The following is a 21,601-nucleotide window of genomic DNA, read 5'->3' as shown; positions in this document are numbered from 1 at the left end:
CTATTTGCATTTATGACATGATTGTCCAATTGAAACATCGGACGTTAACGAAACAAAGTGAGAAAAGGGAAATAAAAATGACAAAAAAGAAACAACAATTCAAAAATAGAAGTCCGCATGCCACCATTGTTCCTTACAAGGAAATTTCTCCAAAATTAGACAATTCAGTTTTTTTAGCTGATGGCGCGCGAGTTGTGGGTGATGTCGTGATGGAAAAAAACGGAAGTGTTTGGTTTAATGCTGTGGTGCGTGGTGATGTTCATAGTATTTATATTGGAGAAAATACAAATATTCAGGATAATGCTTTGATTCACTGCACGTTTAAAAAATTTCCTACAAAAATTGGTAAAAATGTAAGCATTGGTCATTTGGCGATTGTGCATGGCTGCACCATAGAAAATGGATGTCTTATTGGCATGGGAGCTATTATTATGGATGATGCCGTGATTGGTGAGGATTCGATAGTAGGCGCTGGAAGTATCGTAACCCAAGGAGTAAAAATACCGCCACGTAGTTTAGTTATTGGATCTCCAGCAAAAGTCATTAGACAGGTGACTGATAAAGAAGTTGAAGGTATTCTTGCCACCACACTTCGTTACCTTGAATATGCTAAAGGCTTTGATTTTACAGTAGGATAATTTTTTAAGGATTTTACATATGGATAAATTGCTTCCTAGTAAATTAGGAAAATTAAAAATAATTTGTTCCCTTCCTTTATTTTCAGATTCTATTTGCATAAAAAAACAATCTGCCGCAGAACATGGTTATACTCAAATTATTTTAAGTATGATTTTAGCTTCGCATTTAAATTTATCCGCTTCAGAAAAGTGTGAACTTATTGAACTAGCCATATTTGCAGAATTACCTAAAGCTTTATTAGGAGATCCCAGTTATCATTTGAGACAAAAACATCCTGAAGTAAAAGAATTGTACGATAAAATTAGAGGCAAAATTTGGAAAGAAACAGAACTTTCTTTTGGTATAGAAACAACACGATCAGCTGATTTATATGGTTTACATGAATTAATAGATTCTTTTGCTTCTATGCTATTTATTGAAAAAGAATGTTTACTTGGCAATCAATTTTTTGCTGGTGAGCGTTATAAAACATTTTATGATAAAAAAAGAAAACAAGCTTTAGCAGGTGACAATTTATCTAAAACTCACCCTTGTATGCTCTTAAATACAAACTCAGAGTCCCCTGTTTTTGAGCATGAAACTAAAATAAATTGGAAACAGGCTATCGATCTCTTAGATGAAATATTTGAAGAGACAAATAAAGCTCGTGTAGAAAATGGAATTGCAGGTTATTCTTCCACCTTTTTGGGAATGGTTGAAAAACTAAAGGAACACTACCGTTACAAGGGATGGAATTATCACTATCAAGAGAGTGTGGGCGAGCACACTTTTCAAGTGGTCTTTTTATGCCGCCTTTTAGCAACCAAACTCAATCTGCCCGAAAAATTCCGTATCTCTCTTTACAATGCAGCTGCCTTGCATGACCTTGCCGAAGCTTACGCAAGCGATGTCGTCTATCCTATTAAAATAAGAGAAAAAGAAATCTCAACCCTGCACCAGCGCATTGAAAAAGATGTGATTGATGACATTTGTCGTCGTTTTCAGCTCTCTTGGCCTACAGACAAACATCTCCTTGCTATTGTTGATATTTGTGACCGCTTTTCTAGCCAAATTTACTTTGATAGAGAACAACGCAGCGGCAATAGTCATTTCAATGTCCCCAACTCCTCTATGGAGATTGTCAGAGACATTTACCAGAAAGATTATCCTGAAATATTTCAATATCTTGACGATATTTGGCTAGAATACGTCACGAGCCTTTAGAGAAAATGCCTGTTTTTTTCACAATAATAACCTCATATTTTTTGAGTAAACCCCTTGCCAAGACTCTTTAGAAGCGTTATAGCTTGCTCCTCCTCATGAGGTGCTGTGGCGGAGCGGCTACGCAAACGATTGCAAATCGTTTTCACATCGGTTCAAATCCGATCGGCACCTCCAATTTATAGAACTTACGACTCTATTTTAAAATTCCTTTTTTCAGTGAATATAAGAATCAATTTTGTTTTTAGAAACAAAGTCACTTATTGCCAAAAATATCTATAAAAATATAAATAAAAACTTTTTACATATTTTATAAGTAAATTATTAAAAAATAATATAATATTAAATTTGTTTTTTTGTTTTGAATTATTACGCAAACTGCAAAGAATTATTGCAGTTTATATATAACATGGAGGTTATATAGATATCATGGTATTTTTTCAAAATCTTTCAAATATAAAGCAAAGGCATTTTAAAAATCCACAAGCAGCCGAACTGAGATCAACCCAAGGCAAACCAAAGGAGCCTCAGGAGCAGAGCATTCCCATTTCCTTATCCCTAGTTAAATTGTTTTATCAATTCATTAAAGAAAATTGTTTTCCCTATGGAAATATAGAAATATTTAAAGGCTACTTTGAAGAGTGTTCCGTAAAATATCAGGAAAGTCTTGCGAATAATCCACTGGACACATCCCATATTAATCTATCAGATTTTATTTTGAATAGCGTTGAAAACCATTCTTTCAAAAATAGAGAAAAAATTGAAGAACGTGAAATATTAGAAAAAAGCTATGAAATTGATAGCAAGCACAATGGAAAAATGGATTTTCTAAATGACTTAGATATTGATTTTCAAAAAATTTCTCTTTTTAAAAGCTTTAGCTATTTTTATATTATTCAAGATAATTCAGAGAGTAAAAACACTTATGGCATTTATATTTATTCACGCTTTGGTAAAACATCATTAATATTTTATAATCCCCTCACAAAAATTGAAGAATTTAAAGAAAATGACATTGATCGCTTTAAAGAAGATTTTAAGACTATCATTCAGGATTACGAAGATAAATTTTTTACTAACCGCACGAAACTTGAGCACGGTAAAAATAAAAGCAAAAATAATATTGAAAAAGAAGATTTATTAGCCATAATTTACAATTCTTCAAAAAAATACATGGAATATATTCAGAATAAAAAATATAGAATAATACCAATTATAATAAAAGAAGAATATTTATTTTGCAAAGAAATTGTTGATAAAATTGAATCACGATTTGAAACAGTTGTTATTAATAGTTTTTTCGCAAATTTTTCAAAAGTTATCCAAAAAATGAGGAAAACATCTGATGTATTTGAAGAAAAAAGTTTTTGGATTTTTTTCCTAATGCACTATTTGACTTATAACGATAGTTTAGCCCAATTAAAGTTAAGTGAACTAAATTCCTTTTTAGAACAGGATAAAAACCTAAATCGCTACCATATTTTTGATTTTGTCATTAGCTACTTCAATAAAAAGTTTCATTCTCCACGCATCCCTTCAAAAAATACGATTTGCCTCATACTTATAGAAGTTTATAAACAAATTGCTTCATCAAAATATAGAATTCCATTTTATAATGAAATAAATCCATTTCAATTAAATATGAAACAAAATGAAATTGTTAAAATATTTTTTAATAATTTTCAACATGATGATATACTCACGATTGTGGAATGGAATTCACAAAATATTGTATACAACGAACGATTTATATCAAAAAGATTCAATGGTACATACATTCCACTTATCGGCTTAAGCTTCATAGGAAAAACACAAATCCCCCCCCTAGTTCCTGAAAATCCAACTAAAAATCAACTAGAAAATCACTTCTTATCAGCAACTGATAGCTTTGATACAAATTTTAGAAAATTTTGCTTAAGCTTTTGTAATCATAAAAATGTGTTTAGCCTTGGAAATTATATTCAATTAGAATTCAATAAAATGGGCTCTTTTATTATTGATTTAAAAGAAAATAAGTATATTTTTATTCATAAAATATGCCCAAATGTTTATGATTTTATGGTTGTATTTAACATTCAAGAAATATATGAAAATTTTAAAACTAAAAAACTAAAAAATCCCATTCAATTAGGCTATGTATTTACACTTGTTATTAAAAATGATGAATTTTTTATTAAAAACTTCAACATTGGTTATCTCAATAAAACAATAAATGATAGATTTTCTGAACAAATGAAATTAAAAATAATTGAAATATTAATTGACGAAAAAATATACAATATAATAGATATTAAGAAATTAAATAATAAAATTAACTATATTATTTAATTTCTTAAGCAAATAAATAATTCAAAAATTTTCTGTTAAAAATTGACGAATATAAACATCGGAACGCTTATCCGCAGAATAACTGTAAGAAGTCATATTATTTTCTTCAGCTTCTGCATTGCTAAAAGCATGTTTACAATTTCCAAAAGATATAAAAGTATAATCAGCATGACATCCCTGCATCTCTTCGTTAAATGATTTAATATCTTGATCTGACACCAAAGGATCTTGTGCACCATGTAAAACTAATAATTTTGGCATTTTTTTATTGGCAGAAACACGAATATGACTTGTCAATAAACCATGCAATGAAATGGCGCCTGTTAATCCTTCACCAATGCGCGCAAGCATTAATGAAGATGCACCACCAAAACAATATCCAATACTAAATAATTTATTTTGATTCACATGAAGATTTTTTTTAAGCAATTCAAAAGGAGTCACAATACGATTTTTATATACCGCATTATCCTTAATAACTGAATTCATTAATCTGCCCGAATCCTCAAAAGTTTTTCCACATTGTTGATTTCCATACATGTCCGCTACTAAAACAACAGCTCCCATATTCGCTAATTTTTCAGCTGTTTTTTTTTGTCTTTCCGTCACTCCCCAAAAATCGGTATAAAAAATAATTCCTGGTAACTTAGCACCTTGGGCATTAGGTTCCACCAAATAGCCTCGACATAAAGTATCATCGACGCGATATTCAATATCCATTGTTTTCATACGCAATCTCCAAGAGGGTGTTGACATTCTCCCCTCCATGAATGAAGGGGATTCCTTAGATACAAAAGAAAAACTAGCTAGAATTTTTCTTCGTACGAGTCGGCCTATCATGCCCGATAGGGAACATGTTCTTGTATGCATTGAGTATGTTTATACTCGCATTTACATCACGATCATGGATCGTATTGCACTTTTCACAAGTCCATGTCCTTACTCCAAGCCCGATCCGTGGTAGTATTTCACTACACTTTGAGCACGTCCGAGTTGAATCTCTTTCTGAAATTTCTTTGTATATTGAAGCAGCTCTAACGGCTTTGTACTTCAACATATTTTTAAACATCCCTATTCCTGAATCGAGTGATATTCCTGATAGCTTTTTATTACGATTCATGAATTTACAAGGAACATCACCTACAACAATAAGAGAACATTTTTTAACAAGTTTTGTAGATTCTTTATGCAAATAGTCTTGCCTTATATTAGCAACTTTTACATGTAGTTTTCTTTCTTGTTTTGCTTTTGGAAGAGAGTGATATTTTTTACTTTTAGATTGCTTTCTTTGTGCAAACTTTTGGCATCTTTTTAAATACCGCATTTTTGCTAAAGCATTTTTTCTTAAATTTGGCCTTTCTATCTTTTCGCCATTAGAACAAGTAGCGAGGGTTTTAATTCCAATATCGATACCAATTTTTTTATCATCATCTCTCTTAATTCCTATTTGCTCACTTTCAAAAGAAACATTTAAATACCAATGCCCAATTTTATCTTGGCAAAATGAGCCTGTTTTTATTTTTGCATCTTCTGGTAGCTCTCTTGAATTCCAAAAAGAAAATTCATTTTTATTATAGGATATTTTTCCATTATTTATTTTAATTGCAGATGATTTAAATGGTACCCAGCCGAGTGATTTTTTACCACGCCAACGCAAGAGTGTTTTAAATTGTTTTCTACGTGTGATGTATTCTTCGGATACAAATTGAACGGTTTGTGAATGCAATTCCAATTCTTTTGAGCTTCCACTCACGAGATTATTCATTTCAAATTTTGTTAAAAAGTAAGGAATAGAAATTTTGTCACCCGATTTTTTATCATCTATTAACTTAACGGATTTATTTTTAAGAGCCTCCTGTTGAGTTTGTTTGCAAAAATTCCATACCATATTTACAGAACGAGACATTTGAGAGAGCACTCTATTCGCTTTACCTGAATCTTTAATTCTGTAGTGATATGTTGTTATCAAATCTTGCAAACCCCTTTAACTTAAAAAAAAAGTATACAAAAAAGTTACAAGTAAAGCCAACTTTCGACAAGCAAAAATTCCTATCGTCTTTTTGCATGCCTCGTCAGGCTTTCACTTAAACCTTGCACCGTTTGGTGCTGCGGTCTTTTCAGCTCGCTTATATCCTCGCTCTGAAGAACGAGGTCTTACGCTCGGTGTGATAAAAAAATATTTATTCAGAAAATATCAAACAAATTTGAAATCGATTATTTCGTATTCACGAATACCAGCAGGCGCTTCAACAACTGCAATTTCTCCTTTTTGTTTATTTAACAACTCCTGACCCAAGGGCGACTTCCAACTTATTTTTTTTAATGTTAAATTGGCCTCATCTTCTCCTACAATTTGATAAACCACTTTTTTACCATCTGTATTTTCCAGAGTAACGGTGGCACCAAATAAAATTTTGTTTCCTTGTTGTTCCTTTGGATTGATAATGCGCGCTGCGGAAATGCGCTTATCTAAAAATCGCAATCTTCTATCAATTTCTCGTAAACGCTTTTTGCCGTATTGATATTCTGCATTTTCAGATCGATCACCCAACTTTGCCGCCGCCGACACTTCCTGTACAACCAACGGACGTTCTTTTTTAGAAAGCTCATGAAATTCGTCGACGAGTATTTTATAGCCCTGTGGGGTTATTAAATTTGTCTGTTTTATCTGCTGATTTTCAGAGTTTTCAACTTTTTTAAGACTGATCATAAATTTTACACTTTACTTATTTTGAGATTTTATCTCAATTCTCGCCTGCGTTTCCTTACGGAAACTTGGCTTTTTCAGTTCACATTCTTCCTCTTGATGAATCAAGTGGGTTTCTGCTCAGTTGGGCTAAAATACTTTTCCAACCTTTTAAACGAACTTCCTTTATCATTAATCTCTTCTCCCAATCTCACAAAAAACAAAAAGCCCCTAAAAGAAAACTTTCAGGGGCTTTTTTATCATAAATTTCGATTTAAAGCGAAATGACTATGATTACTCGATGCATTTACCAACAGCTCCAGAACCAACTGTACGGCCGCCTTCACGGATCGCAAAGCGGAGACCTGGTTCCATCGCAACAGGAGTAATGAGTTCAACAGTGATTTCAACGTTATCACCAGGAACAACCATTTCGACGTTAGCTGGAAGATCAACAACACCAGTCACGTCTGTTGTACGGAAGTAAAATTGAGGACGGTAGCCTTTGAAGAAAGGTTTATGGCGTCCGCCTTCGTCCTTATTAAGAACGTAGATTTGAGCAGTAAACTTCTTGAAAGGTTTGATAGAGCCTGGCTTAGAAAGAACTTGGCCGCGCTCAACGTCTTCACGTTTTGTACCGCGGAGAAGAACACCAACGTTATCACCAGCTTGACCTTGGTCGAGAACCTTACGGAACATTTCAACACCAGTACAAATGGTTTTAGTTGTAGGCTTGATACCAACGATTTCAAGCTCTTCACCAACTTTACAGATACCTTGTTCAATACGGCCAGTACATACAGTACCGCGACCTGAAATTGAGAAGACATCTTCAATTGGCATAAGGAAAGGTTTGTCAACAGGGCGTGGTGGCTCTTGAATGAAGGAGTCCACAGCGTCCATAAGCTCAACAATGCATTTTGAAGCTTTTTCGTCTGCTGGATTTTGAAGTGCGCCAAGAGCAGCACCGCGAATAACAGGAGTGTCGTCACCAGGGAAGCTGTACTTAGTTAAAAGTTCACGAATTTCCATTTCAACGAGATCTGTTAATTCAGGGTCAGCAATGTCGCATTTATTTAAGAATACAACGATGTAAGGAACGTTCACCTGACGAGCAAGCAAGATGTGCTCACGAGTTTGTGGCATGGGACCATCAGTCGCAGCACAAACAAGGATAGCACCGTCCATTTGCGCAGCACCCGTAATCATGTTTTTTACGTAGTCCGCGTGACCAGGACAGTCAACGTGTGCATAGTGACGGTTAGCAGTTTCATACTCGATGTGGGAAGCGTTGATGGTAATACCACGAGCTTTCTCTTCTGGCGCTTTGTCGATTTCGTCGAATTTAGTAGCAACTTTACCTTGACGTGTTGAAAGAACAGCAGAAATAGCAGCTGTAAGAGTGGTCTTACCGTGGTCAACGTGACCAATGGTACCGATATTCATATGAGGCTTGGAGCGCTCAAATTTTTCCTTTGCCACGGTATAATCCTCCAGTGTAGGCAATATAAATGAAAAAACAAACAAAAAAATCATGTGTAGGATAAGCACAGATGAAACATCTTGTAAAGAGGTTCATGCTCCTGTGAAGGGCATAGATACAAACATTCCAAACAAAATGCAATAATCTTTTAAGATGTATTTACAAATTTTTAAAGAGCGGAACGCTTCATTTTAGTACAACATTTTTTATACTCTAAGAGTTTGTTATTATGGATAAATAATTCAATTTGGCGAATCATTCTCAAGACTAATTAGTTCTTCGAGAATACTTTCATTGTCTTCAGCCCGTGTTCTCTTTAGCCTTTCACGAAACTCATTGTAACGATATTCTCCATCCGGTAATTCAAAAGAAAACTCACCCAATGACAAATATCTCTGTGCTTCATAAAAATCTGTAAAGAGGAGGCGTTTTTCAGTAATGACAGGGGCTTTAATAGGAAAAGTAAACTCGAGGGGAATGATTTTCAGAGCGCGCAGAGCTGCTAAAATACATATGCCTATAATGACGCCCACTAAGGTGTTTGTCTGCAGTCCTCTAATTTCTAAAAGATAGGGAACTAATATAAAAATAAAGGCACCAGATAAACCCTGAATAGCAACATAAGTTAAAACATAAGTTGAATCATCTTCCCAATTTTTAAAATCAACAGGTAGCAATAAAAATAGAGCCTGAACAATAGCACCGATGAACACGCCAACATAGGCCAGTATCAGTTCGACAGTTTGAATGAGCATAAATGTCTCCCGTAGCATGAAGCAGGAGACTCATCGGAAATTGATTTTCATAGATTGGAGGAAAAGATTTTCCGGGTTATAAGCTGGGTTTGGCTAAGGTGCACTTTCCCTTTAGAGTTTACCAGTACATTATATGAGGTTACAAATGAAAGTTTATACCATTCCTTTTTGCCCATACTGTTTTCGTGTAAAATTATTAACAAGTGAAAAAAAAATTCCAAGCTCACAAATTCAATATGATGAAATTGATTTAAAAAATGCTCCCGAAGAACTCAAGATTATCAATCCTAATCTTACTGTTCCAACAATGGTTCTTGAAAAAAATAAAGGCTTTCCTGAAAGTTTAATTATAATGGAATACATTGATAAATTAAACTTAAGTGAGGAAAAATTATTTGGAAATAATGACAAAGAAATAGCTCAAAATAAAGTTCTTATAGAACACATATCACAAGAAGTAACTTCCCTGCTACTCAGCTGTTTATTTGCGAAAGGCAGTGAAATGAAGTTGCGCCAAGCACTGGAAAAACTTCCTCAAGCATTTGAAAAAATGGACATTTTATTAGAGCAAGCGCAAGGAAGTTATTTTGGCGGCACAAAGCTCAATGCTGTCGACATGAGTTTTGCTCCTTTTCTTTGTTATTATTTAGTCGCGCAGGAAATATATCCAAGGCTAAAATTGCCTCAGGAAAGTTCAAAAACCGGAATATATTTTAAAAATATAAAAGAAAATAAGTATGTTCAGGAAGTCATTTTAAATAAAAAAGGATTTAAAGACCATATTCAAACAATGATTTCTGAACCAGAATATATCACAACAATAAAAAAATCTTCTCGAATTTTAGTTGAAGATATTGAAAAAGAAGTTAAGATTTTAAACGACAAAATTTCTTCTAAAATTCAGAATAAAAACCCTATTTTTTGGAAAATAAATAAAAACGAAAAAGGGCCTTTTATTGAAACAACTGTTACTTTTAAAAACTATGATGAAGCTTTGAAGTCTGTAAATAAAATTTGTGATTTACAGGAAACTTCAGATCATCATTCAAATTTTATCCTTGATAATTTGAGTCAAATTAAAGTAGAAGTATGTACGCATCAACCAAAATGGGGAGTGACTGCCATGGATTTTGCTTTTGCAGAAGCGCTTTCTCTCCACGTATTAAGTTAAAGGAATAATGATTATGTCAGAAATTAAAAAGACATTTTTAGCATTTATTGGCGGAAGTGGTTTATATGATCTTCCCGGAATTGAAAATGTAGAAGAGCAAGAAATTGCGACCCCTTTTGGTTGCCCCTCCGATAAAATCATTACAGGAAAAATTGAGGGAAAACCCATTGCTTTTTTACCACGCCATGGCAAAGGTCATCGCTTTTTACCCTCAGAAGTGAATTACAGAGCAAATATTTATGCACTTAAGAAATTAGGTGTTACGCATATTGTCAGCGTCAGCGCTGTAGGCGGCTTACAAGAAAAAACAGCTCCAGGAACTGCTGTCATTCCTACACAAATTATTGATAAAACCAACGGCACAAGACAACGTACATTTTTCGGCAATGGTGTTGTCGGACATGTCAGTTTCGCTGATCCCTACTGTCCTGAACTTCAAAAACATATTGCCAAAGCCTGCGAACAAGAAAAAGTAACAACCCACCTTGGTGGTGCTTTAGTTTGTATTGAAGGCCCCCGTTTCAGCAGCCGCGCGGAAAGTCACAGTTACAGACGTGAAGAAGCGTCCATCATTGGAATGACAGCAATGCCAGAAGCTATTTTAGCACGGGAAGCAGAAATCGCTTATGCGACACTTGCTTTTGTCACCGACTACGACTGCTGGCGCGAAGAAACAGAAGCCGTCACAGTGGAAGCCGTGATGGCAGTATTAAGTAAAAATGTCGAAGCCTCAAAACGTATTGCCAAAGCAATACATAAGTCTTTACCAATGGAATCAAGCAATTCTATATTTAGCGCTGCGGCAAATTCTATTATGACAAATCCTTCTTTAATTCCTGCAGAAACCAAAAGAAATCTTGAGTTACTTTATGGAAAATATTGGAAATAATATTTATAAATTAAGGACAAAAATGAGCCAAAACTTAGAAGCAATACGCTATAAAAATAATAAGCTTGAAATATTAAATCAACTTTTGTTACCTGATTTGTTTACTTATGAAGATTGCTCCTCTGCAACACAGGGCTGGGAAGCCATTCATACAATGAAAGTCCGAGGCGCACCTGCCATCGCTATTACCGCAGCCCTTTCTTTGGCCTGTGAATTATATAACCTCGAAGATCAATTTAATTTGCAATCATTAAAAAAATATATTTTTGATAAATTAGATTATCTTTGTACCAGTAGACCCACCGCTGTTAACTTATTTAGAATGTGCGATGAAATGAAATTTATTATTGAAAAAGAATGTCTTTCTCATGAAAATAAAAATCTCACAGCGCAGTATTTAAAAAATATATTCATTGAAAATGCAGAAAAATTGCTTGTAAAAGACATTCAAGACAATATGGCAATTGGACGTTTTGGTGCTGAATGCTTTGCGGCATCAAAAAAAGTTAAAATATTAACACATTGTAATACCGGCTCCTTAGCCACTTCGGGATATGGAACAGCATTGGGAATTATTCGTTTCCTTCATGCACAAAATAAACTAGAGCATGCCTTTGCAACAGAAACTCGTCCCTATAATCAAGGGGCGCGCCTTACAGCATTTGAACTTGTTTTTGAAAAAATTCCTGCCACATTAATTACCGATTCCATGGCTTCTTTTTTAATGAAAGAAAAAGGAATTGATGGTGTGATTGTAGGTGCCGATAGAGTTGTTGCCAATGGAGACACCGCCAACAAAATAGGAACTTATCAACTTGCTATTGCCGCAGCTTACCATAATATTCCCTTTTATGTTGCCGCTCCTATAACATCTATCGATTGTTCTAAATTAAGTGGTGCCGAAATACACATTGAAGAACGTCCTAAACAAGAATTAACACATATCAACGGTGTCCAAATTGCAGCGAAAGGCATTGATGTTTGGAATCCCTCATTTGACATCACTCCTGGAATACTCATTACAGGCATTGTAACCGAATGGGGAGTTATACCTAAAAATAATAAGGGCGAATTCAACGTAAAAGAATTTTTGCTAAAGAAACAAAATTTAAATTAACAGAATAAATTGAATTTTGATTCACAATGAAAGAAAATTATTATGGTTTCATTTATTAAGAACAAAGAACTTCTTTCGCCTCTTGGCAATGAGCCACATGCTTTTGCAAAATTTAGATTTGACGCAAACATGTATCCCTCAAGTCTTATTGAAGAAATTGCCATAGGGCAGTCCTTAGGAGCTTGGGAAGAAAAGTATGTTGATCCTAAAATATTAAAAGAAAAAGTCGCTAAAATTGTTACCTTTGAAACAAATGATTACTACCATGAAGCCACTCTCGCTTTTCCAAAACAAATTTGGCACGGTAAATTATCCTGGTTACTTGCCATTTTATTTGGAAAAATGAGCTTTTATGAAGGAGTTCAACTGAATTCCGTTTGGTTTTCATCAGATTGTTTTGATAATAATCAACTTATGGGTCCCAAATTTAATCCCGATTCCTTAAGATGCTTGGTGGGAGCAAATGCTCATCAACCGCTTTTAATGGGCATTTTAAAACCCAATGTTGCTATGGATGCTGAGAAAATCGCGGAACTCTATTTTGAAGCTGCAGATGCCGGAGTGCATTTATTAAAAGACGACGAAATCCGTCACGATATTTCAATTAATCATGTCCTTAAAAGAGTGGAAGCAGTTGCAGAAATTTCAAGTAAACAAAATTTAAAATGTCTTTATGCCGTTCACCTTCAAATTGATTCCACTTGTTACTTAAATCACGCCCAATCTCTGATAGATGCAGGTGCACAAGCACTTTTAGTAAACACTTGGACTTCGGGTTTAGATGCCCTCCAAGAATTAAGAAAAGCAGTCCAAGTGCCTATTATGTCGCATCCCTCTCTTGTGGGTGCTTTTGGACTAAGAGAAAAGACAGCGACAATTCATCCGCGCGTTACCTTAGCTCAATTGATTCGCGCAGCAGGTGCTGATTTAAGTCTATTTCCAAGTCCTTATGGCAAACTGGGACTTGAAAAATCAATTGCTCTTGAAATTGCAAACAGTTGTTTAATACAAAATAAAAACTGGCTCATTCACGCCACCATGCCTGTGCCGAGTGCCGGTATTAAACCCGAGCATGCACCGTTGGCAAAAAAAGATTTTGGCAACGATTTTGTTTTAAATGCTGGAACAGGAATTTTTTCCGACTCCATTGGAATTAAAAATAGTATTAAATTATTTAGAGAAGAACTAGATAAAAAATGAGAACATACAGACGCATCATTAAAGACTCTTCATTTTTGCCTTTGTCACTTTATGAAATGAATTCCTTAAATCATTTGTGTGATGCTGCAAAAAGATTAGACAATAGAAACGCAATACCTGCTACGAGTAGTAACTTTAGCGTTCGAGCAAAAGACAATAATTTTTTTATAACGAAATCGGGTTTACATAAAAGAAATTTAAAACCAAACCACTTTATTCGTGTCCATTTAAATGGGAAGCCAGTTCACCCCTTATCTCCCAAACCAAGTGATGAAACACTTTTACACGCTCTGATTTATAAAAATTTTTCACAAGCTCAAGCTATTTTGCATTGCCACGCACCGGAATTGGAATTTGTTAACTTAGAAAAGTCGCAAATTGTAAAACCTGTTCATGAGGCCACAAATATTTCTGATATCAAATTTGGTTTTTTCAAATTAGAAGGACACGAAATTTTAAAAGCACTTGGATTTAAATCACATTTAGAACATTATTATTTGCCTGTGATAGAAAACAATCAAAACATGGAAAAACTTTCCACAATCATAGAACAAAACTTTTTTGCCTACCAGCAAAAATTGCCTTATTGCGCCTTTTTACTTGAAAAACATGGCATATATTGCTTTGGTAATTCAGTACATCAAGCAGAATTAAGACTCGAAGCTATTTTGCATCTTTTAACTACACTAAAGTAGTAATTTAAAAATCCGAAATTACAAAAGAATACTTGTAAATTTAAAAACCCTCAATTTTTAAAGTGGGATTTTATGTTTAAGCGAGAACAATTTAAAAATTTTAGATTTTCTTTAACTCTTAAAATAGCCTTAGCTCTTATGACTATTATCATAATTGTTATGGGCATAAATACATTTTTAGACATAAAAGAAACAAAGTCAAAAATGGAAGAATATGAGAATAAAAACAATTTTTCCATATTTACTGGCGCTCTTCCCATTATTGAAAATGCAGTTTGGCAAGTCGAGTTTAAAGATTTAAGATCGACATTAAGTCAAATTATGAAAAATCAAAATATTGTTTCTGTGGCTGTTTTCACTGAGAAAGAAAAGAATATTGCTTTTTTAGAAAGAGGGTTAGATAACCAAATTAAAAAAATATCGTTAGAAAATTTGATATCAAATTTTGATAAAAAAATCCTCTCAGAAATGGATCCAGACAAAAAAAATATTCGTATTCTAGAAATTATTGACAGTAAAAATGAAAGAAAAATTTTAGCTTATCCTCTAATAATTAAAAACACTTACAATAAAATTACAGAAAATATTAAGGTTGGGTATTTTATTTTAGTCTGCTCTACTCACTCCATATCTATTGCGACAAAAGAGATTATTTACAAATCGATATCTCTATCATTTTTTTTAGGATTTGTAATAGTAATTTCATCATTTTTATTTATTAAAATTCTAATTATTAACCCTATAAAATCACTTGAAAAAACAAGTATTGAGATTTCTAAAAACAATTTAATTCAAACAAAAATTCCTAAAAGTCTCATTGGACATGATGAAATGGAGAGCCTATCAAAAAACTTTAATCACATGGTCACTCAAATTATTAAGCTTATTGAAGATGAAAAAGAACAACAAAGAATGGCTAATGAATTAGAAACAGCAAAATTAATTCAAAAATCATTTATTCCTTCAGCTAAAAATTTAAAAGTAGGGCATTTTGAAATATCAGGCTTTTTTCAATCAGCTTCTGAATGCGGAGGTGATTGGTGGCATTTTTATCCCTTAATTGACAAAAAAATTCTTATTATGCTGGGCGATGTAACAGGTCATGGTACACCTAGTGCTCTTCTCACAGCTGCTGTCAAAGGATATTGCGATTCCATATATTCAAGACAAAAAGTCAATCCTGCCTTAGTTTTAGAAGAGCTTGATGTCATCGTAAGAAATAGCGGCGGTGGTGACGAACTTTTAATGACCATGTTTGTCGCTGTCATTGATCCCCTTCAACACAAAATGACTTATGCCAACGCCGCACAAAATTTTCCTTTTGTCGTCAGTGAAGACAGCAACACCACTTCGCCCACAACCTTACTGGGTACGGGAAAAAGACTGGGTTATAAAGAACAAGAGAATAATAAAACCAGTGTCCCCTATAAAAACTTTTCCATTGATTTTAAGGTGAATGATTTATTGTTTCTTTATTCTGATGGTCTCACAGATGCTAAAAATACTTCTAAAAGGGATTATTCGGAAAGACGTTTAAAAAAGAAACTCAAAGAATTGCATCCCAAATTAACCTACGAAATTATTTCTGAAATTAAAAATGACCTGTTTGAATTTACAAATGGTTCTCATTTCGAAGATGATGTTACTTTTGTTGCCTGCCGTTTTTGTGAAAATGAAAATTTTGAATATACAAACGAACTTATTCAATATTTTACGCATAATCACAGTGAATTGGAAGAAACATTGATACAAAAAGCCTCCTAGAACATTATTGCCCACTTAATAGGCAATAATGTTCCGAAGGTGAATTATTGCCTAACTCTTTTTTTGAACAACTCTCCATAATGAATTGAGCCCTAAAAAATAAAGGAGTCGCAAATGAATGATGATTTCGAACTCATCGTAGATGAATCAGATTTTAGTTCCACAAAAATTGAATATTATGATATCGAAATCAATTCACCTGTTACGGATGAAGACATTCGTTATGCTCAACTTGAAGAAATTATTTTTAGGGAAAATGTAAATGAATTCAGTACAACTAAAAAAGTTTTGTTTCCTGTCCACCAGAGCATTCCCCGGAATACCGTTAACTAATAAAGAACAAATTGAAGGTATTATTCTTCCGCAAAACTCAGAAACTCCTATTTCACTTCGTATTGAAAGTTTTATAAAAAAAAATAATGCAGAGAATATTTATTCTTTCATAACATGCATTGTAGATAGCTTACAAAAAAATGAGCTTGATTCTATAAAAAAGCATTTGCCTAAGGTAACTCATATCGGAAATTTTGGTGTTGGGTATAATCATATTGATATTTCCTATGCTCAAAAATTGAATTTCCGCGTAACAAACTCACCTGGCGTCTTGACGGAGGCTACGGCTGACATTGCTTTCGCTCTTATCCTTTGTGTGACACGGCGTATCGGCGAAGGCTACTCAATTGTAAATAAAACATTTAAATATCCAGGTTGGAGCCCAGACTATCTCCTGGGTTCGGGAATACAAAATAAAACTCTAGGAATTATAGGCTATGGCGATATTGGTCGCGCTTTAGCAAAACGAGCCCGTGCTTTTGGCATGCAATGCGTCGCACTTAAATCTAACAATTGGAAATCACAAAGCAAAGTAGAATGCCCTGACATTGAAAGACTTGAAGAAGAAACCTTTTTAGAAACAATAGATATTCTCTCCTTAAATTGCCCTCTTACTGAGAATTCAAAAAATTGGTTGAATAGAGAAAGAATATCAAAGATAAAGCGAGGAGCTGTGATTATTAACACAGCACGCGGGGAATTGATTGATGAGCAGGCTCTTGCCGAAGCTCTCAACAATGATGACCTTTCTGGGGCAGGACTGGATGTCTTTTGCCACGAACCTGTTTTGTCTGAGCACCTCAAAACAGCAAAAAATATTTTTATACTTCCACATTTAGGAAGTGCCACCCATGAAACTCGCGAGGCGATGGGGGGGCGGGTTTTTGATTCTCTGAAGGCTCATTATTTAGAAAGGCAAGGAATAAGGCAGAAAGGAGTTTTGCCATTTCAAGTAAATTAAAATGGTTGAACGACTTTTTTTGATAGTTTTATTTCAAGCTTTTATATTTATTTTCCAAAATAAAAGTTTTGCCACACCTAAAGAAACACTGCCACTCGGAACACAAGTAGATTGGGAACAATTGATAAATGAAAATCAATCTCCCATTGCAAAACAATTTGTGCAGTCTTCTTATAACATTTATGAACGACTTTTATATGGAGGTATTCCTTATCCTTCAAAAAAAATAACAACAAATTGGGAAAAAGGTTATCAAGAGGCCTACGATAAATTTGTATACATGAGAAAAAATGGAGTTGATTGCACACGACTGCTCCGTTACCTTTTTTTAAATATGTTACATTTACCTTATAATTCTAATTTTCCTAACGAACCTATTATTAGCAATACTTTTGCTTATGATTCGAATAGCGGTCATACTCAATTAAAATATTTTACTCGTCTCCCTAAAGTAAATAATGGATTTAAACCTCAAACAGGCGACATTCTGGCTTTTCCAGGTCACACCATCGCCGTCCTCGATCCTAAAAACTGTATCGCTATTCAATCGAGTATTTGGTTGTGCAAAAAAATTGAAAATGGATTTTGCGTCGATTCGGAATATGGAAAATCAGCCGGTGTTTCTATTTATCGCCTTGCCAGCGAACGTTTTTGCAAAAATGGGATTTGGAAAGGCATGGACAATGAAAATTTAAATTTCACGGTAGGGTGGAGACATCGTGCCTTTGATACTTGGATTATCGAAATGCCTGATAAAGCGATAAAAAATTCTCGAGTTACCTTAGTAGGAAAAAATATTTCTGGAAAATATATTTATTTTACAGGAAGCAAACAGCCTGTAAGAACAAAATTATTAAAAACAATGCGTACGGGTTTACAAACAGTTACTTTAAATATTCCTAAAGATGCGAAATCGGGATATTTAAAATTATATTGGGGTACGGGGAAACCACAAATTGAAAATACTATTGAATCCGCAGAAAAAATAATAATTTTGGATAAAAAAGAAGCTAAAATTTAGGAACTTGTACAACAATACTCAATCCTTTTGAGGAAGGATACCCCGCGCGACAAGCATACGCATGACGTTGATGCCCGTCGAAACAAAGCAAATCACCTTCTTCAACTGTAAATAATTCTGACTCCACCATAATCTCAAATGATCCCTTCATACAAAAAAAATACTCTTCTGTACCTGGCGTATGAGGTGCCCCGGGAAATCGCTCCCCTTCCTGCAGTGTGTATTCCTGTAAAATAAGGTAACGAGAAGTTTCAGGAGTAAGCTGTAATACCTCTATAAATTTTGCAATTTTTTCATTGCCTTCAATGAGTTGCTTAGGGACACGCGCAGCATCTTTATTTTTATGGAGAACGGCGGTAGGTACGGGTTTTTTCAAAAGAGCTGCCATTTCCACACCAAGTCCTTGTGAAATTCCAACTAAAACCTGTAAAGTGGGGTTTCCCTCACCCCTTTCCAAGCTGGCAATGGTACTCCTCGGAATTCCGGAACGTTCAGAAAGCTGTTCTTGACTCAATCCCGATTCTCTCCGAAAAGCTTTCATGTGAATGGCAATATATTGTCCAAAGCTTTCTGGTTTATCTGATGCAGTTTCCTTAATCATAAGCGAGATACTCCAAAAATTAGTATTGACTCCGTAAAAAAACTTTCGATGATTGAAAAATGACTTTCAAAAAGATTACTAAAATTGCACATATTTTTATAAATAGGCAATTTTTGCATGACTATCCATACAAAAAACTCTATCACAAGGTATATATTGTTTGTGTTTGGAATGACAACAAGGAAAGTGGCCATGCAAAAACAAATTTTAATTCCCACATTCGTATTTTTTTCACTTTTTTTAACGAGCTGCCTCACTCTGAGCAATTCAAAAAGTTCAAAAAATTTCCAAAACAAAAATTTTATAAACCCAAGTAAAGTTTCGGTAGATTGGAATCAGCTCTATTATGAAAATCACTCTCCACAAGTAAGACAATTTATAAACTATTCAAAAGCAACTAAGATAGCACTTAAAGATTATGAAATTCCATATACTTACAATGGAACTTCTGGAAATTGGAATACAAAATATCTATCTTCAAAAAATAAAATAGAATTTATGAGAAAAAATGGAGTCGATTGCACGCGCTTTTTATGGCATCTATACGCGGAACAGTTGAATCTTCCTTATAATTCAAAATATCGGAATGCTGCTATTTTAAGTCAATCATTTGCACAAAAAAGATCGACTATTGAACTTAAAAATTTTATTCCGATTAAAAAAATGAAGAATGGATTTAAACCTAAAACAGGAGATATTCTTGCCTTTCCAGGGCATGCTCTTGCCGTTCTCGACCCTGAAAAATGTATCGCTATTCAATCCACGTCTTGGTTTTGTAAAAAAATGAGTGCTAATGGAACTTGTTACGAAGCCGCAAAAGGAAAAGAAGCCGGTGTTACTATTTATAAATTAATGAATAAAGGTGATTGCGAAAATGGTGTTTGGAAACAACTTGATTCCCCTAAAAATAAATTTACAGCGGGGTGGCGCCACAAAGCCTTTAATACCTGGATTGAAAAAATGCCCAATAAAGTTACAAATAATAAAGTTATAACTTTAATAGGATATAATATTTCGAACCGTTTTATTTATTTTCCGGGAAATCCTGTTCCCGGAAAAACATCGCATGCTGTATCACAAATCACTCATTTAAATGGTGAAAAATTAGATGTTGTGCATATAAAAGTTCCACATAAAGCACATACGGGGAAATTAAAAATATATTGGGGAAATCAAATAAAACCCGATATCAAAATGACATTGGAAAGCAATCAAATACTTACAATTGAAAATGAAAGAATGTTAAGTTCGAATTAGCTATGAACGATTATTTTATTTCCAAAGAATTTTTCCAAGTTCCTTTTAGAATAACTTGTGCCCATTTAATACATAACCCTAATATAGTATCAAGCATTTCTACAAACATTGGATAAGAATTTTGCGGTCCATGAGAATGAAAATCCTTTTGAGGATCATAGATAGGTTCAGTAATACCCATTTTTCCTAATAAAATAAATTCAGGATCTCGCAGTTTACGAATACGCAGCCTTAAACCTACTTGTGGAATTTTTGCAGCATCTCCGTTTTTTCTCCAAAATTTAATGACTTCTTTTTGGGATTCTTCCATAACTATATTTAGATCCCAATTAATTTTAGTATTTTCTATATAATAAGCATTTTCTATGTCACGAGCAATATGAGTTTGAATTCCTTGATCGGCGCCTTCAAAGTAACGAGGTGCCATTCTGCATAGTTCTTCAACAACCTTAATTGAATTTGTGTTTGCGGTAGTTGTTCCTTTATTGTCATACCTCGTGTCATTTGTATAAGTTACACGATATTCTCGACTATTTTCCTTTTTAACAATCCCTAAGCCAGCAGAGTAAACATTTATATTATATAATGAACAACAGTTATGTAATAGGGCACGTAATATTGCTTCAGCAACGGGACTTCTCGTATGATTGCCTTTACAACAAACTAAAATATGAGATGGAAAGATTAAGTTAGATTGTTGATTATTCAACATATTCTTTTTAGCAATTTCTGCATTTGCTATTAAAGCATTCAATTCCGATTTATATTTCATAAATACTTCATGAACTGTTAATTGCCTACCTGTAGTTTTTGTTGAAGTAAATTTAGGCACAACGCTGTCTAAAGTTGCATATATTTCATCTTCCTCACTTGCCTGCTGAGGCTTTACGTTAGGGGATAATTTTGGAGGTAATTTTGGGGGCATGACAGAAATTCGTGCTGTTTTATTGACTCGGTTTTGCTCATTTTTATTAAAACATGGAAATATAACTCCATTAGGAAAAGATATTTTAAATTTAGCTGCTGTTTTTAAAATATTTATATAAAGAACATTTAATGCTCCAATATATGCAAGTTTTTTGGCTCCGTTCTTTCTGGTAGAAAAATCATAACTTTTCGTAATAAATATATTTGAAAAATTTTCACAAATTTGATTTAACTCTTCTCTTTCAAACAGTGAAATTGAGATATTATTTAATACCTCTATTAAGTTATTAATACCTAATTTGACCCGATCTGAAGACATTTTACTTTCTACTTGAAAAAAACTTTGATTGACATCAATTTTCAATAAACCTGAAAAATGAATTGCTAATTCTAAATATTTTGCAATTTTTTCTTTATTTTCAGACCCCATTATTTTTTTAGGAAAAAATAAATTACCATATATTTCAACAGAGTAATCAGAAATTATTTTAGCTTTTTCTTTTCTTAAAACTTCCGTGATACTTATTGATGCCATTTGATTTGCAGTTGTTACATTTCTAAATCCCATTATTTA

20 protein-coding genes and 1 tRNA gene are annotated in these 21,601 nt (G+C 33.8%); 14 read left to right on the top strand and 7 right to left on the bottom strand.

Features of this window, described 5'->3' with window-relative positions; translation table 11 throughout:
* Nucleotides 1–77 precede the first annotated feature (77 nt).
* From AXG55_RS03460 to AXG55_RS03445, 4 genes are all read left to right on the top strand, one after another.
* The gene (locus tag AXG55_RS03460; protein WP_148696741.1) at nucleotides 78–638 is read left to right on the top strand and encodes a gamma carbonic anhydrase family protein; all 561 of its coding nucleotides are present in this window, start codon (nucleotides 78–80) and stop codon (nucleotides 636–638) included.
* 19 nt (nucleotides 639–657) lie between these two features.
* Nucleotides 658–1,842: a YfbR-like 5'-deoxynucleotidase gene (locus AXG55_RS03455; protein WP_148696740.1), complete on the top strand. Its 1,185-nt coding sequence runs from the start codon at nucleotides 658–660 to the stop codon at nucleotides 1,840–1,842.
* Between the two features lie 99 nt (nucleotides 1,843–1,941).
* Nucleotides 1,942–2,016: transfer RNA gene (locus tag AXG55_RS03450), tRNA-Cys, on the top strand.
* A gap of 252 nt (nucleotides 2,017–2,268) precedes the next feature.
* Complete coding sequence (locus tag AXG55_RS03445; protein ID WP_148696739.1) at nucleotides 2,269–4,167, top strand: hypothetical protein; 1,899 nt, start codon at nucleotides 2,269–2,271, stop codon at nucleotides 4,165–4,167.
* 21 nt (nucleotides 4,168–4,188) lie between these two features.
* Here AXG55_RS03445 and AXG55_RS03440 read toward each other — a convergent pair whose 3' ends face one another.
* From AXG55_RS03440 to AXG55_RS03420, 5 genes are all read right to left on the bottom strand, one after another.
* The gene (locus AXG55_RS03440) at nucleotides 4,189–4,923 is read right to left on the bottom strand and encodes a dienelactone hydrolase family protein (RefSeq protein ID WP_233231342.1); all 735 of its coding nucleotides are present in this window, start codon (nucleotides 4,921–4,923) and stop codon (nucleotides 4,189–4,191) included.
* Between the two features lie 46 nt (nucleotides 4,924–4,969).
* The gene (locus tag AXG55_RS03435) at nucleotides 4,970–6,136 is read right to left on the bottom strand and encodes an RNA-guided endonuclease InsQ/TnpB family protein (protein WP_148696737.1); all 1,167 of its coding nucleotides are present in this window, start codon (nucleotides 6,134–6,136) and stop codon (nucleotides 4,970–4,972) included.
* A gap of 225 nt (nucleotides 6,137–6,361) precedes the next feature.
* Nucleotides 6,362–6,877, bottom strand: a complete 516-nt coding sequence (gene greB / locus AXG55_RS03430; protein ID WP_148696736.1) for a transcription elongation factor GreB — start codon at nucleotides 6,875–6,877, stop codon at nucleotides 6,362–6,364.
* Nucleotides 6,878–7,147: 270 nt separating this feature from the next.
* Nucleotides 7,148–8,335 carry an elongation factor Tu gene (tuf, locus tag AXG55_RS03425; RefSeq protein ID WP_148696735.1) on the bottom strand — a complete coding sequence of 396 codons (1,188 nt, stop codon included), beginning with the start codon at nucleotides 8,333–8,335 and terminating at the stop codon, nucleotides 7,148–7,150.
* A 243-nt stretch (nucleotides 8,336–8,578) separates the two neighbouring features.
* Entirely contained in the window at nucleotides 8,579–9,091 is a 513-nt protein-coding gene (locus AXG55_RS03420) for a hypothetical protein (RefSeq protein WP_148696734.1), read from the bottom strand.
* 145 nt (nucleotides 9,092–9,236) lie between these two features.
* On the opposite strand from AXG55_RS03420, the gene AXG55_RS03415 reads away from it, so the two are divergent.
* From AXG55_RS03415 to AXG55_RS03375, 9 genes are all read left to right on the top strand, one after another.
* On the top strand, nucleotides 9,237–10,262 hold the full coding sequence (locus AXG55_RS03415) for a 4a-hydroxytetrahydrobiopterin dehydratase (RefSeq protein ID WP_233231341.1): 1,026 nt from the start codon (nucleotides 9,237–9,239) through the stop codon (nucleotides 10,260–10,262).
* Between the two features lie 13 nt (nucleotides 10,263–10,275).
* A complete protein-coding gene (gene mtnP / locus AXG55_RS03410; RefSeq protein WP_148696732.1) occupies nucleotides 10,276–11,151 on the top strand; it encodes an S-methyl-5'-thioadenosine phosphorylase in 876 nt (291 codons plus the stop codon).
* 22 nt (nucleotides 11,152–11,173) lie between these two features.
* Nucleotides 11,174–12,268, top strand: coding sequence for an S-methyl-5-thioribose-1-phosphate isomerase (mtnA, locus tag AXG55_RS03405; RefSeq protein WP_148698801.1), 1,095 nt, complete (start codon nucleotides 11,174–11,176; stop codon nucleotides 12,266–12,268).
* Between the two features lie 42 nt (nucleotides 12,269–12,310).
* Nucleotides 12,311–13,468 carry a RuBisCO large subunit C-terminal-like domain-containing protein gene (locus AXG55_RS03400; RefSeq protein ID WP_148696731.1) on the top strand — a complete coding sequence of 386 codons (1,158 nt, stop codon included), beginning with the start codon at nucleotides 12,311–12,313 and terminating at the stop codon, nucleotides 13,466–13,468.
* On the top strand, nucleotides 13,465–14,163 hold the full coding sequence (mtnB, locus tag AXG55_RS03395) for a methylthioribulose 1-phosphate dehydratase (RefSeq protein ID WP_148696730.1): 699 nt from the start codon (nucleotides 13,465–13,467) through the stop codon (nucleotides 14,161–14,163). The genes AXG55_RS03400 and mtnB overlap by 4 nt, the downstream gene beginning before the upstream one ends.
* Before the next feature lie 72 nt (nucleotides 14,164–14,235).
* The gene (locus tag AXG55_RS03390; RefSeq protein WP_148696729.1) at nucleotides 14,236–15,927 is read left to right on the top strand and encodes a SpoIIE family protein phosphatase; all 1,692 of its coding nucleotides are present in this window, start codon (nucleotides 14,236–14,238) and stop codon (nucleotides 15,925–15,927) included.
* A gap of 114 nt (nucleotides 15,928–16,041) precedes the next feature.
* Nucleotides 16,042–16,260 (top strand): hypothetical protein, encoded by a 219-nt coding sequence (locus AXG55_RS03385; protein WP_148696728.1) that lies wholly within the window; start codon nucleotides 16,042–16,044, stop codon nucleotides 16,258–16,260.
* Complete coding sequence (locus AXG55_RS03380; RefSeq protein ID WP_148696727.1) at nucleotides 16,190–17,221, top strand: NAD(P)-dependent oxidoreductase; 1,032 nt, start codon at nucleotides 16,190–16,192, stop codon at nucleotides 17,219–17,221. Before AXG55_RS03385 ends, AXG55_RS03380 begins: the two co-directional genes overlap by 71 nt.
* Nucleotide 17,222: 1 nt before the next feature.
* Nucleotides 17,223–18,242, top strand: coding sequence for a hypothetical protein (locus AXG55_RS03375; protein WP_148696726.1), 1,020 nt, complete (start codon nucleotides 17,223–17,225; stop codon nucleotides 18,240–18,242).
* Here AXG55_RS03375 and AXG55_RS03370 read toward each other — a convergent pair.
* A complete protein-coding gene (locus tag AXG55_RS03370) occupies nucleotides 18,232–18,843 on the bottom strand; it encodes a helix-turn-helix domain-containing protein (protein WP_148696725.1) in 612 nt (203 codons plus the stop codon). The genes AXG55_RS03375 and AXG55_RS03370 overlap by 11 nt on opposite strands.
* A gap of 192 nt (nucleotides 18,844–19,035) precedes the next feature.
* On the opposite strand from AXG55_RS03370, the gene AXG55_RS03365 reads away from it, so the two are divergent.
* Nucleotides 19,036–20,100, top strand: a complete 1,065-nt coding sequence (locus tag AXG55_RS03365; protein WP_148696724.1) for a hypothetical protein — start codon at nucleotides 19,036–19,038, stop codon at nucleotides 20,098–20,100.
* Between the two features lie 10 nt (nucleotides 20,101–20,110).
* Here the strand turns inward: AXG55_RS03365 and AXG55_RS03360 are convergent, their stop codons facing one another.
* A complete protein-coding gene (locus AXG55_RS03360) occupies nucleotides 20,111–21,595 on the bottom strand; it encodes an arsenate reductase/protein-tyrosine-phosphatase family protein (RefSeq protein ID WP_148696723.1) in 1,485 nt (494 codons plus the stop codon).
* Nucleotides 21,596–21,601: the final 6 nt, after the last annotated feature.

Origin of the sequence: Silvanigrella aquatica, assembly GCF_001907975.1 — a bacterium.
Classification (GTDB): Bacteria; Bdellovibrionota_B; Oligoflexia; order Silvanigrellales; family Silvanigrellaceae; genus Silvanigrella; species Silvanigrella aquatica.
Note: the sequence above shows the minus strand (reverse complement) of the source record. Positions and strands in the feature narration are given on the sequence as shown.

Bases quoted from the DNA above. Each gene is read 5' to 3' on its own strand.
- AXG55_RS03460 (WP_148696741.1), top strand. From the start codon at position 78: ATGACAAAAAAGAAACAACAATTCAAAAATAGAAGTCCGCATGCCACC.
- AXG55_RS03455 (WP_148696740.1), top strand. From the start codon at position 658: ATGGATAAATTGCTTCCTAGTAAATTAGGAAAATTAAAAATAATTTGT.
- AXG55_RS03445 (WP_148696739.1), top strand. From the start codon at position 2,269: ATGGTATTTTTTCAAAATCTTTCAAATATAAAGCAAAGGCATTTTAAA.
- AXG55_RS03440 (WP_233231342.1), bottom strand. From the start codon at position 4,923: ATGTCAACACCCTCTTGGAGATTGCGTATGAAAACAATGGATATTGAA.
- greB (WP_148696736.1), bottom strand. From the start codon at position 6,877: ATGATCAGTCTTAAAAAAGTTGAAAACTCTGAAAATCAGCAGATAAAA.
- AXG55_RS03420 (WP_148696734.1), bottom strand. From the start codon at position 9,091: ATGCTCATTCAAACTGTCGAACTGATACTGGCCTATGTTGGCGTGTTC.
- AXG55_RS03415 (WP_233231341.1), top strand. From the start codon at position 9,237: ATGAAAGTTTATACCATTCCTTTTTGCCCATACTGTTTTCGTGTAAAA.
- mtnP (WP_148696732.1), top strand. From the start codon at position 10,276: ATGTCAGAAATTAAAAAGACATTTTTAGCATTTATTGGCGGAAGTGGT.
- mtnA (WP_148698801.1), top strand. From the start codon at position 11,174: ATGAGCCAAAACTTAGAAGCAATACGCTATAAAAATAATAAGCTTGAA.
- AXG55_RS03400 (WP_148696731.1), top strand. From the start codon at position 12,311: ATGGTTTCATTTATTAAGAACAAAGAACTTCTTTCGCCTCTTGGCAAT.
- mtnB (WP_148696730.1), top strand. From the start codon at position 13,465: ATGAGAACATACAGACGCATCATTAAAGACTCTTCATTTTTGCCTTTG.
- AXG55_RS03390 (WP_148696729.1), top strand. From the start codon at position 14,236: ATGTTTAAGCGAGAACAATTTAAAAATTTTAGATTTTCTTTAACTCTT.
- AXG55_RS03385 (WP_148696728.1), top strand. From the start codon at position 16,042: ATGAATGATGATTTCGAACTCATCGTAGATGAATCAGATTTTAGTTCC.
- AXG55_RS03380 (WP_148696727.1), top strand. From the start codon at position 16,190: ATGAATTCAGTACAACTAAAAAAGTTTTGTTTCCTGTCCACCAGAGCA.
- AXG55_RS03375 (WP_148696726.1), top strand. From the start codon at position 17,223: ATGGTTGAACGACTTTTTTTGATAGTTTTATTTCAAGCTTTTATATTT.
- AXG55_RS03370 (WP_148696725.1), bottom strand. From the start codon at position 18,843: ATGATTAAGGAAACTGCATCAGATAAACCAGAAAGCTTTGGACAATAT.
- AXG55_RS03365 (WP_148696724.1), top strand. From the start codon at position 19,036: ATGCAAAAACAAATTTTAATTCCCACATTCGTATTTTTTTCACTTTTT.
- AXG55_RS03360 (WP_148696723.1), bottom strand. From the start codon at position 21,595: ATGGGATTTAGAAATGTAACAACTGCAAATCAAATGGCATCAATAAGT.